The organism is Holzapfeliella floricola DSM 23037 = JCM 16512, assembly GCF_001436605.1.
GTDB classification, from domain to species: domain Bacteria; phylum Bacillota; class Bacilli; order Lactobacillales; family Lactobacillaceae; genus Holzapfeliella; species Holzapfeliella floricola.
The window spans coordinates 187705-199975 of sequence record NZ_AYZL01000020.1 but is presented as its reverse complement, the minus strand read 5'-3'; the positions used below and the strand labels follow the sequence as shown (position 1 = coordinate 199975).

The window sequence follows — 12271 nt, the reverse complement described above, 5'->3', positions numbered from 1 at the left end:
GAAAGGTTATTTTTAAATTTTATTTAGCCAATTGTTCAGTTAATTGAGGAACAACTTGTTTTTTACGAGAAACAACGCCTGGTAAATCAGCATGATTATTTTTAAGTGAAACAGTGAAAGCTGTTTCAAATTTAGCTACTGCAGTATCATCACCTAAAACGATGGCAATTGAATTGCTATTCAAAATGTCTGTCACAATTGTAACAAACAATTGATAGTTATTATCTGCAATTTCTTTATGCATACTTTCTTCTAAAGCAGCGCTTCTTTGCATAATATTATCTAAATCTACAGCATTAATTTGCGCAATACGTACACTATTTGAACCCATTTCAAAGCTTTTTGCATCGATGTCAATTAATTCTGCCTCTGATTTATCAGATAAATCAGCGCCAGCCTTCAACATATCTAATCCATACGATTCGATATCTACACCAGCGATACTTGCTAAATCTTTAGCGGCTGCTTCATCAGTTGGTGTTGTTGTTGGAGATTTGAATAATAATGTATCTGAAATAATAGCTGAAAGCATCATACCAGCGATTCCTTTTGGAATTTCAATGTTACTTTCTTGATACATCTTCCAAAGAACTGTACTTGCTGCCCCTAATGGTTCAGCACGATAAAATAAAGGATCAGCAGTGTGAAAGTCACTGATACGGTGGTGATCCACGACGTGTGAAATTTTAACATCTTCAATATCAGAAACACTTTGCCCAAACTCATTATGATCAACTAACATAACTGAATCAACTTCAGTTCCAGCCTGTTCAATTACCCGAGGTGCTGTTAAACCAAAGTGGTTTAAAGCAAAAGCTGTTTCTTTATTCACTTCTCCTAATACAACGGCTTCTGTATCAAAACCTTTTTGGTTAGCAAGGTATGATAAAGACATTGCAGCTCCAGTTGCATCTGTATCTGGGTTTTGGTGTCCAAAAACAAGTTTTTTACTCATAATACAATCTCTCCTAATTGTTACTTTTTATACTTCTCTTCTAATCTACTAAAATATGACTGTTTTGCCAAGAATTTCTCAAAAGATTCAATGAAATTTTTGATACGAGGGATTTGGTACTTTTCATTACGAAAAACGATAGATGTATCAATTTTTAACTTATCGCCTAATGAATAATGATTAAGTTTGTTATCAGGGTGCGTCATACAAACTGATTTAGGGACAAACGTATCGTAGTTCGTTTTTTCGGCGAATTGCATTAACTGCGAAGGACTTGAAAAATAAATATCACTTTCTGGTTTAATCAAATTATCCATACGGTATTGAGATGCTAATTTTTTAGCAAAATAAGCATCGTTAGGATATTGTATTAATGGGTGTCCTAAAGTATCTGCTATTGTAATAGTTTGTTTTTCATCTTGCACGCCAGCTAAATTATGATGTGATAAATAGATTAATTCATCTTCGTAAAGTGTCCTCACATTATATGATTGCCAGTGACTAATGTTTTCTCCCATTAAAGGTAACATAACAATATCAACTTCATTTTTATCAAGACGATTCCATAGTTCACGACGACTTGAATTCCAGATATTCAGTTTTAAATCTGGGTATTGCTTACTAAATTCAATTATAAACTCTTCAAATACACTAGATTCTAAAGACTCAAGTATTCCAACCGAAATTGTTCCGATTTTTGAGTCACTATTTTGTTGAATTTCATCAACAGCAGTGTTAACCGTATTAAATAAATCATTGGCTACTGTTTGCATTCTTGTTCCAGCATCTGTTAAATAAAGTTTTTTCCCAATTTGTCCAAACAGCGGTGCACCAACTGCCCGTTCAATCTTTTTTATTTGTTGTGTTAATGCAGGTTGCGTAATTCCAAGGATTTGTGAAGCTTGCGTATAACTCATGGAATCAATCAACTGCAAGAAGTATTTTAATGACTTTGCTGATAGAACAGCGTCTGTTTTTGTTTTCAATGGGTGAAGCCCCCTTCTTATATCTCTCCCCCATATCATAACTATCTTGTCATAATAGAACAAATATAAAGTCTTGAATTAATAGTTTTTTAATAAAAGCATTTGATTAACTTAATTATTTAAAATAAAGTCGGTTCATCAATTCGATTATTATTATCATTTAATTCTTCTAGCAAAGACATTTTTTGAGGTAGCCCCTGTTCTTTAACGTCTAAAACAAATGAGCCATTAGAATAGCGATCACTAATTGGATAATTATTAGTTATCAGTTCAATAATTTTTTCTTTATCAGTTATGATGGCAAGTTTAGCCTCGCCTTCTATCATTACTGTTGAAATAATACGATGTGGTTTAGATTTTAACTCTCTTAAAATTAAAATTCCACGTTTAGCTCGTGAGAATTTCTGAATTTCGGCTAGCAATAACTGCTTATAAGCTCCACGTTGAGTTAAAATACCTAATTTAGAAGCATTACTATCTGAATTTAATAATTTGACATCTCTCACAAAATCCTCGTCTTTTAGATTGATAGATTTAACACCCACAGCTTTGGGTCCAACCGTTGGGACTTCTGATAAGTCATATCTTAAAGCATACGCGTGATTAGTAATAATCAAAACTTCTTTATTTTCTGAACTTTCAACATATTCTGTTGAAACAATGGTTGCATCCCCTTGCTTCAACTTCATGACAGTAGTCGCATGACTTCGATAAGTTCGCCCAGGTTTAACATCTTCTAACTTAACTTGCTTAACATAGCCATTATCCGTGGCTAATACAAATTGCCCACCTTGATTTAAATCATTAAAGGTGAAAACTCGGCTAAAGTATTCATCATCTTCTAATTTTAAATCTTGTGAAATATGGTGTCCTGTATCTTTCCATCGCATATCTTCAATTTCATGTACTGGACGATAAACGACATGTCCTTTATTAGTGAAGATAAAAACGTGATCTAGCGTTGATAACGTTTCATTCAAAATTGTCCTGTCTTCTTCTTTTAACCCGTTTTCTGTTTCTGAGGAGGATTGGTAAGACCGAAGTGATGATCGCTTCATATATCCATTACGTGAAATCAAAACACGTGTATTTTCTTCTGCAATCAATGCGGTTTGATCAATTTCAATTTTTTCAACTTTTGCTTCAATTTTTGATAGCCTTTTAGCGGGGAATTCTTTTTGAACAGCAAGCAGCTGATCCTTAATAACCTGATATAGACTAGATTGATTGTTAATAATATCATTAAAGCGGTCAATTTTAGCTGATAGTTCTTTATCCTCAGCTTCTAAAGCATTAACATCTGTATTAGATAAACGATAAAGTGGTAAGGAAACAATAGCTTCTGCTTGATTATCTGTAAAACGGAACTGTTTAACCAAATTAGATTTAGCTTCTTTTTTATCATTACTAGCCCTGATAGTCTTAATCACGTCATTCAAGATAGATAATCCTTTGATTAATCCCAATACAATATGCTGACGTTTTTTTGCTTTTTCTAAATCATATTTAGTACGGCGTAATATGACATCTTGTTCATGATCCAAATAAGAGGATAAGATTGTTTTTAACCCAACTTGTTCTGGTCGCATTTTATTAATAGCCACCATATTAAAGTTATAAGAAACCTGCAAGTCTGTATTTTTAAACAAGTAGTTCAAGATAACATGAGGATCGACTTGCTTTTTAAGTTCAACAACAATTCTTAATCCTGACCGATCAGACTCATCACGAACTTCACTAATTCCTTCTACTTTTTTATTAATACGGACTTCGTCCATTTTCTTAACTAAGTTGGCTTTATTGACTTCATAAGGAACTTCTGTAATTACAATCTGTTTTCGGTGCCCCTTTAACTCTTGGATGTCAGTCTTTGAACGTACCATAATTTTGCCTTTGCCGGTTTCATAGGCTTGTTTGATTCCATCTGTGCCTTGAATAATACCTCCAGTCGGGAAGTCAGGACCTTTGACGTAAGTCATCAACTCATCTACAGTTGCTTCTGGATTATCTAATAAGTAAATAGTAGCGTTAACGACTTCGGTTAAATTATGCGTTGGAATATCTGTTGCATACCCCGCAGAAATACCTGTTGCCCCATTAACTAGTAGGTTGGGAAAACGCGCTGGTAATACAGTCGGTTCATTTTCTGTATCATCAAAGTTTAATACCATATCAACCGTATCTTTATCAATATCAGCTAACAAAGCATTCGCAATTTTACTTAAGCGAGCTTCAGTATAACGCATCGCAGCAGGTGGATCTCCATCCATGGAACCGTTATTTCCGTGCATTTCAATTAAGGGCTCCCGCAATTTCCAATCCTGTGATAATCTGACCATGGCTTCATAGATTGAACTATCTCCATGAGGGTGAAAATTACCCATAACATTACCAACAGACTTGGCTGATTTTCTAAAGCCTTTATCATAAGTATTATGGTCTAAATTCATTGCGTACAATATACGGCGTTGCACGGGTTTTAACCCATCTCGAATATCAGGAAGTGCACGTTCTTGAATAATGTATTTTGAATATCGTCCAAAACGCTCTCCCATAATTTGTTCAAGAGACATCTCTTGAATTCGTTCTGCTTGTTTAGGCATGATTAAACATTCGTCCTTTCAACTTACCCTAGTCTCTAGTGGTTTCTAAGATTGACCCTTCTTCTTCTAGCGTGAACTTCACATTTTGTTCAATCCAAGCTCTTCTAGCGCTTACTTTATCACCCATCAAAGTGGTTACACGTTTTTCGGCAATGGCTGCATCGTCCATCTTAACACGAATAAGTGTTCGACTACTTGGGTCCATTGTTGTTTCCCATAGTTGGTCAGCATTCATTTCGCCAAGCCCTTTAAATCGTTGTAGTTGATAATTTTTTCCATGTTTTTTAACTAACTTGTCTAACTCTTCATCCGTCCACGCATAATCAATAGCTGATTTCTTTTGTACTTTATAAAGCGGTGGTAAAGCAATGTACACTTTACCTGCTTCAATTAGTGGTCTCATATAACGATAAAAGAAAGTAAGGAGCAGTACTTGAATATGAGCACCATCGGTATCGGCATCGGTCATGATAATAACTTTGTCGTAATGTGCATCATCTAAATTAAAATCAGCACCGATTCCAGCACCAATAGTATAAATCATAGTGTTAATTTCTTCATTTTTGAAGATATCTTGTAACTTAGCTTTTTGAGTATTCAATACCTTACCTCTAAGCGGCAAGATTGCTTGGAACCTACGATCGCGTCCTTGTTTAGCAGATCCACCAGCGGAATCCCCCTCAACTAAGTACAATTCATTTTTCTTGGCATTACGTGATTGTGCAGGAGTTAGTTTACCAGATAATAGACCATCATTTTTCTTGCGCTTTTTGCCATTTCTTGAGTCATTACGTGCTTTTCTAGCTGCAATACGTGCATCCCTGGCACGTATTGCTTTTTTAACTAATTCTTGTGCAAAATCACCATTTTCCATTAAGTAAAAAGATAATTGTTCATACACCAAGGCATCAACAGCACCTCGTGCTTGTGAAGTTCCAAGTTTGCCTTTAGTTTGCCCCTCAAATTGCAGCAATTCTTCAGGGATGCGGACAGAAACAACTGCACTTAATCCTTCACGACAATCAGATCCCTCTAAATTTTTGTCTTTTTCTTTCAAAAGCCCAACTTTTCTCGCATAATCATTAAATGCCTTGGTAAATCCCGAGCGAGCACCACCTTCATGGGTCCCGCCGTCAACAGTCCTTACATTATTTACAAAAGACAATAAGTTTTCTGAGTACCCATCGTTATATTGACCAGCAAACTCAATTTCAATATCATTTTTAGTTCCTTCAAAATAAAAGATATCGCCCATTGTTGTTTTTTCTTCATTTAAATAAGAGACAAATGATTTAATCCCATCTTCAAAGTGAAATGAAACAGGTTCATTATCACCTAAGTGGTCAGTCAATGTAATTTCAAGCCCTTTAAGTAAAAAAGCCGATTCGCGTAAACGCTCTTTTAATGTGTTAAAGTTGAACTTAGTCGTTTGAAAAATGCTTTTATCAGGTTTAAATGTAATAGTCGTTCCGGTATTTCTTGAAGTATGGCCTTTATTTTGTAATCCTTCAGCGGTTGGATGGCCACCATCTTCAAAACGTTCCGTGTAAAGTGTATTGTCACGGACAACTTCGACTTCCATATAAGAAGATAGTGCATTAACAACAGATGAACCCACTCCGTGAAGTCCACCCGATGTTTTATAATTGTTTTGGGTGAATTTACCACCAGCATGTAAAACCGTTAAAATAACCTCAATCGTTGGTTTACCACTAGCGTGCATTCCAGTTGGCATTCCACGACCAAAGTCTGCCACACTTAAACTACCATCTGCATTAATGCTGATATTAATGTTATTGCCATACCCAGCTAAAGCTTCATCGATTGCATTATCAATAATTTCATAAGCTAAGTGATGCAGCCCCTTAGAGTCAGTCGATCCTATGTACATACCAGGCCTTTTACGAACAGCTTCAAGCCCTTGAAGTATCTGTATTGATGAATCGTCATATTGTTTAGTCAAGTTATGATTCCTCCGTTTTGTCAATTTCTAATTTATGTCTTCTCTAAAATCGTGTAAAATGTTAAGTATACCAATTTAGGGAGGTCCATTTGTTATTTTAAACATTTTATTGTTAGGTCTGTTGGCCTATATCATCGGTTCATTTCCAACAGGTGTCATGATTGGAAAAGTCTTTTTTCAAAAAGATATCCGTGATTATGGAAGTGGTAATACCGGGACCACTAATACTTATCGTGTTCTAGGGTTTATCCCAGGTACCGTTGTATTAGTGATTGATATTTTAAAAGGAACTTTAGCTGGATTGCTTCCTGTCTTATTCTATCAAAATACGCATTTTTTTGTATTATTATTTGGCGTAATAGCTGTAATTGGACACTGTTTTCCTATTTTTCTTAAATTTAAAGGTGGAAAAGCAGTTGCTACCAGTGCGGGCATTTCCTTAGCTTATGATTGGCATTTCTTCGTGCTGTCAGCTATTATTTTTACGATTATCTTATGGCTAACCAGTACAGTTTCCTTAACTAGTATCATTTCTTTCCCGCTATTTACACTAGAAGCGCTCTTATTCCATGATTGGCTTTTAGCAACAATTGCAGCTTTAATTACGGTTTTTGTCATTTATCGACATAAAGCAAACATTCAACGATTGCTAAACGGTACTGAAGAACCACTTCACTTTGGTCTTCGGTATAAAATCAACGCTAAAAAAAGTCACAAATAAAAAACTAGGATAAATATCCTAGTTTTTTTTATAAAATAAATTTAGTTAAATCTTTGTTAGTTAAGATATCCGCTAATTTATTTTCAACATATGCCTGCGTAATTTGAATATCACCCATCTGCATATCTGGACCTTCAAATAATAGTTCTTCTAGAAGCTTTTCAAGAATAGTTGCCAATCTTCTAGCGCCAATATTATCTGTTCCCTGATTAACATCATAGGCAATTTCGGCAATTTTTTCAATAGCTTCTTTTGTAAATGATAACTTAATACCATCTGCATTCAGCAAAGCTGTGTACTGCTTGATTAATGAATTAGATGGATCTTTTAAAATTTTGACGAAATCTTCACGTGTTAAAGCATTAAGTTCAACACGAATTGGAAAACGTCCCTGTAACTCAGGAATCAAGTCACTTGGTTTTGATTCAGCAAATGCACCTGCTGCAATGAACAATACATGATTTGTGCTTACTGGACCATACTTTGTATTAACAGTATTTCCTTCGACGATAGGTAAAATATCACGTTGAACACCTTCACGAGAAACCTCACCAGATTGTTTCTTTTGGCCTGAAGTTACTTTATCAATTTCATCAATAAAGATAATTCCGTTTTCTTGTGTACGTTCAATAGCACGTTGATAGATTGAATCATAATCTACTAATTTTTTTGCTTGTTCTTGAATCAGTAATTCACGTGCTTCTTTAACTTGAAGTGTGCGTTTGATTTTCTTTTGAGGACGAAGTGAGCTCATCATGTCACTCATATCCATACCCATTTGCCCCATCATATCATTCATTGGATTAACTTTCTTTTGCTCGTCCAATTTGATTGTGACATTATCATGTTCAAGTAGTCCTTGATCAAGTTTTTCTTTTAAAGACAATCTCTTGTTACGTGTTGTATCATCTACTTCTTCTTGATTTTCATCATCTTCTTGATTGAAGTTTGGCATTTCGCCACTACCATTAAACATACCGAATAAATCTTGCATATTCATTTGGTTATTTTTTTCTTTTTTCTTACCTGGTGCAAGCGCTTTAACCAACATTTTATCAGCTTCTTTAAGTGCTTGAGCACGAACAGACTCTAATTGCTTTTTTTCTTCCATTTGAACTGCATTTTCAACTAAATCACGTACCATTGATTCAACATCGCGACCAACGTAACCAACTTCAGTAAATTTTGTTGCTTCAACTTTAATGAAAGGTGCTTCTACTATCTTGGCTAAACGACGTGCAATTTCAGTTTTACCAACCCCTGTTGGTCCTGCCATTAGTAGGTTTTTAGGGGTTATTTCTTGTTGCAATTCACCGTCAAGTTGCATACGACGATAACGGTTGTATAGTGCAATGCTGATTGCACGTTTTGCTGAGTCTTGTCCAATTACATAATTATCTAAAATAGAAACTATTTTTTTGGGTGTTTGAACTGTCATTTAGCAATCTCTCCTATAGACTATCTGTCAAAATATTGTGGTTTGTATAAACATCAATATCTGCTGCGATGTTGATGGCTTCTTTTGCAATTTCTTCAGCTGTCATTTCACTGCTGTGACGAGTCATTGCGACTGCTGCTGCTTGTGCAAAGTTGCCACCTGAACCAATAGCCACTACGGCCTCATCAGGTTCAATCACTTCACCATTACCTGAAATCATCAATAAATCGTTTTGATCAAAGGCAATTAATAAAGCTTCTAGTTTTTGTAAGGTTGGATCTTTGCGCCAATCTTGAGCTAGTTCAACAGCGGCACGTTTTAAATCGCCACCAAAACTTTCAAGTTTCTTTTCTAGCCAGTCTTGTAATGTAATGGCATCAGCAACACCACCCGCAAATCCAACAACCACTTGGTCGTTGTAGATACGTCTGATTTTGTGAGCTGATTTTTTGGTGATGAATTTTTCACCCATTGTAATTTGCCCATCGCCTGCAATCGCAGTTTTGTTATTATGTTTTACGGCACTAATTGTTGTCATTAGATGCACCATCCTTTGCTTTATTTCTTTGGAAAAACTTCTGATAATCTTGTTGTAAATGATCCATTGTGACATGCGTGTAAATTTGCGTTGTCGACAGTGATGCATGTCCAAGTAACTCTTGAACTGTTCTAAGATCTGCACCATGGTTTAATAAATGCGTCGCGAAAGTATGTCTTAACATATGGGGATGCATATCAGAAGTCAGTGCTGATTTATTAATTAGCCCTGATAGGATATATCTTATCCCGCGAGATGTCAATTTCTTACCGTATTGATTAACAAAAACATAAGAATGTGTTTGATGATATTTTGTCATCAAATCTTTTCTTGCTTCGTGAAAGTAATCTTCCAAGGCTTTTTTAGCATGAAATCCAAACGGGACATAACGATCTTTATTACCTTTCCCATGAACTAAAATAACACGCATATCAAAATCAATTTGTGACGTAGTTAGTTCACTCACTTCACTGACACGCATTCCCGTTGCATAAAATAATTCTATCAAAGCAGTATTGCGCTGTCCAAGTTGTGTTGTCGTATCGAGTGAATCAAATAAAACTGCCATCTCATTTTCGTAAAAAAATCGTGGCAGCTTTTTCTCATTTGATCGTAAAGTAATCGTTTCAAATGGATTTGCCTCAACAACTTTATAGCGAATTAAATAATAATAAAACGAACGTAACGACGAGATACGACGAGCTATTGTTTTTCGCTGGTAACCTGCATCAGACATATCAGCCAGAAAAATCTCAGCATCGCGTAATCGAACAAATTCATATCCTTCAAATCCACCATTGTTCTCCAAAAAAGTTGTAAAGTTCTTTAAATCTTCTTCGTAGGCATCAATAGTGTGTTCGGAGTAATGTCGTTCATTTCTTAAATAATTAAAGTATCTTGTTGACCAATCCATTTTAAAACCTCTTATTTTTGTGCTTCTTCTTCGTAATCACCATTTGGACAAACCACTTGTGTTCCACCTTTAATTTTCTTTTCAACTAGGAAGTGTTGATCTACCGGGCAAAGTCTAGTTAATGGTTTATCCCATGATACAAACTCACATTCAGGGTACCGTGAACAACCATAAAAAATACGGTTACGTTTTGATTTACGCTCTATTACTTGTCCTTTGCCACAAGTTGGGCAAGGAACCCCAATTTCTTTAACAATTGCTTGTGTATTACGACAATCTGGGAAACGTAAGCAAGCATAAAACTTCCCATATCGTCCCATCTTAATTACCATTGGTGCACCACAAATTTCGCAATTAAACCCTGCGGGCTCATCTTTAATTTGGATTTTTTCGATTTTTTCGTCGGCGTTAATCAGCTCTTTTTCAAATGGTCGATAATAACGATCAATTACGCCTGTCCATTGTTCTTTTTGCTCTGCAATTTCATCTAAATCGGATTCTAATTGCGCAGTAAAATCAATATTTACAATATCCGGAAAGAATGTCTCAATTAAATCATCAACGATTTCACCTAATTCGGTTGGCTCAAAAGCACGACCATTTAATTTAACATAGTACCGTTTTTGGATGGTATCAATTGTTGGCGCATAAGTTGATGGACGACCGACCCCATTTTCTTCAAGAACTTTAACTAATGTAGCTTCACTATACCTCGCAGGTGGCTGTGTGAAATGTTGACTTGGGTTAATTGCACTTAGCTCAACTTGCTGTCCCTCTTTTAAAACAGGTAACTTTGTGTTTTTCTTGTCGGTATCTGTTTTATAGACCTTGGTAAACCCTTCAAATTTCATTTGAGACCCATTAGCTCTAAAAGTAACGCCATTTTGAGTTAAATCAGCACGAACCGTATCAAAAACTGCTGGTGTCATTTGACTAGCTAAAAAACGTGACCAAATAAGTTGGTAAAGTCTAAACTGATCACGAGAAAGTATTTCTTTTAGACTTTCTGGCGTACGCATAACTGATGTCGGACGAATAGCTTCGTGAGCATCTTGACTATTTTCTTGTTGTTTGGCTTTTTTAGGATTATGAGAAGCGTATTCTTCACCAAATTCATCATGAATAAACGTACCTGCTTCTTGTTTTGCCAATGCTGAAATACGAGTTGAATCAGTTCTCATATAAGTAATTAGCCCAACTGTTCCTTCTTTTTTTCCTAGATGAATACCCTCGTACAATTGCTGTGCAATCATCATTGTTTTTCTTGTTTTGAAATTTAATCGTTTGTTAGCCTCTTGTTGCAAAGCACTAGTTGTAAAGGGGGCTTGCGGATTTCTTTTACGTTCTTTTTTAACAACTTCTTGGATATCGAACAATTGTTCTTTGTTCACTTTTTTCAAGATTTCTTGAACACTTTGTTCATTTGATAATTCTTTTTTCTTGCTATCTAAAGCTTGAAAAGATGCATCAAAGTTGGATTTTCCTTTAGTAAATGTTGCTTCAATTTTCCAATACTCTTCAGGATTAAATTCTTGAATTTGCTTTTCACGGTCAATTACAAGTTTTAAAGCAATTGATTGTACTCGTCCAGCACTTAATCCTTTTTTGACTTTACGCCATAAGATTGGACTAATTGAGTAACCTACAAGTCTATCCAGAATACGACGAGCTTGCTGTGAGTTCACGAGGTCCATATTAATTGCTCTAGGTTCTTTAAAAGCATTTTTAACCGCATCTTTTGTAATCTCGTTAAAAACAACACGATTTTTTTCTGTTGGGTCTAGTTTCAAAATATGAGCTAAGTGAAAAGCAATAGCTTCCCCTTCACGGTCTGGATCGGCTGCCAGATAAATATTTGTAGCCTTTGAAGCAGCTTGCTTCAATTTCTTGATGGTATCGCCTTTACCTCTGATGGAAATATACTTTGGTTCATAATTATTGTCGACGTCAATTCCCATTTGTGATTTTGGTAAATCTCGAATATGTCCCAGACTGGCAATGACTTTATAATTGCGACCTAAATACTTCTCAATCGTCTTTGCTTTTGCTGGTGACTCAACAATTACTAAGTTTTTCTTAGGCATGATAAGCCCCTTCCTATGCGTTCAGTGAAAATCGTAACTAGCATATTCTACAAAAAACCGAATGTCAAAT

The 12271-nt window shown here is 35.5% G+C and carries 9 protein-coding genes; 1 reads left to right on the top strand and 8 read right to left on the bottom strand.

Annotated features, from left to right (window positions below; translation table 11 throughout):
- Positions 1–19 precede the first annotated feature (19 nt).
- From FC86_RS05200 to parE, 4 genes are all read right to left on the bottom strand, one after another.
- Positions 20–955, bottom strand: coding sequence for a manganese-dependent inorganic pyrophosphatase (locus FC86_RS05200; RefSeq protein ID WP_056975010.1), 936 nt, complete (start codon positions 953–955; stop codon positions 20–22).
- Positions 956–975: 20 nt separating this feature from the next.
- On the bottom strand, positions 976–1941 hold the full coding sequence (locus tag FC86_RS05195) for a LysR family transcriptional regulator (RefSeq protein WP_056975009.1): 966 nt from the start codon (positions 1939–1941) through the stop codon (positions 976–978).
- 119 nt (positions 1942–2060) lie between these two features.
- Complete coding sequence (parC, locus tag FC86_RS05190; protein WP_056975008.1) at positions 2061–4544, bottom strand: DNA topoisomerase IV subunit A; 2484 nt, start codon at positions 4542–4544, stop codon at positions 2061–2063.
- A 28-nt stretch (positions 4545–4572) separates the two neighbouring features.
- Positions 4573–6507, bottom strand: coding sequence for a DNA topoisomerase IV subunit B (gene parE / locus FC86_RS05185; RefSeq protein WP_056975007.1), 1935 nt, complete (start codon positions 6505–6507; stop codon positions 4573–4575).
- A gap of 109 nt (positions 6508–6616) precedes the next feature.
- Between parE and plsY the strand changes: the two genes are divergently transcribed.
- Complete coding sequence (gene plsY / locus FC86_RS05180) at positions 6617–7228, top strand: glycerol-3-phosphate 1-O-acyltransferase PlsY (RefSeq protein ID WP_269082365.1); 612 nt, start codon at positions 6617–6619, stop codon at positions 7226–7228.
- A 28-nt stretch (positions 7229–7256) separates the two neighbouring features.
- Here the strand turns inward: plsY and hslU are convergent, their stop codons facing one another.
- Genes hslU through topA form a run of 4 tightly spaced genes read right to left on the bottom strand, consistent with a single transcriptional unit; the run spans position 7257 to position 12201 of the window.
- Positions 7257–8666 carry an ATP-dependent protease ATPase subunit HslU gene (gene hslU / locus FC86_RS05175; RefSeq protein WP_056975006.1) on the bottom strand — a complete coding sequence of 470 codons (1410 nt, stop codon included), beginning with the start codon at positions 8664–8666 and terminating at the stop codon, positions 7257–7259.
- 13 nt (positions 8667–8679) lie between these two features.
- Complete coding sequence (gene hslV / locus FC86_RS05170; RefSeq protein WP_056975005.1) at positions 8680–9204, bottom strand: ATP-dependent protease subunit HslV; 525 nt, start codon at positions 9202–9204, stop codon at positions 8680–8682.
- The gene (xerC, locus tag FC86_RS05165; RefSeq protein WP_056975004.1) at positions 9191–10117 is read right to left on the bottom strand and encodes a tyrosine recombinase XerC; all 927 of its coding nucleotides are present in this window, start codon (positions 10115–10117) and stop codon (positions 9191–9193) included. Before xerC ends, hslV begins: the two co-directional genes overlap by 14 nt.
- Before the next feature lie 11 nt (positions 10118–10128).
- The gene (gene topA, locus FC86_RS05160; protein ID WP_056975003.1) at positions 10129–12201 is read right to left on the bottom strand and encodes a type I DNA topoisomerase; all 2073 of its coding nucleotides are present in this window, start codon (positions 12199–12201) and stop codon (positions 10129–10131) included.
- Positions 12202–12271: the final 70 nt, after the last annotated feature.

Coding starts and splice junctions, on each gene's coding strand:
- FC86_RS05200 (WP_056975010.1), bottom strand. CDS start 955: ATGAGTAAAAAACTTGTTTTTGGACACCAAAACCCAGATACAGATGCA.
- hslU (WP_056975006.1), bottom strand. CDS start 8,666: ATGACAGTTCAAACACCCAAAAAAATAGTTTCTATTTTAGATAATTAT.
- xerC (WP_056975004.1), bottom strand. CDS start 10,117: ATGGATTGGTCAACAAGATACTTTAATTATTTAAGAAATGAACGACAT.
- topA (WP_056975003.1), bottom strand. CDS start 12,201: ATGCCTAAGAAAAACTTAGTAATTGTTGAGTCACCAGCAAAAGCAAAG.
- hslV (WP_056975005.1), bottom strand. CDS start 9,204: ATGACAACAATTAGTGCCGTAAAACATAATAACAAAACTGCGATTGCA.
- parC (WP_056975008.1), bottom strand. CDS start 4,544: ATGCCTAAACAAGCAGAACGAATTCAAGAGATGTCTCTTGAACAAATT.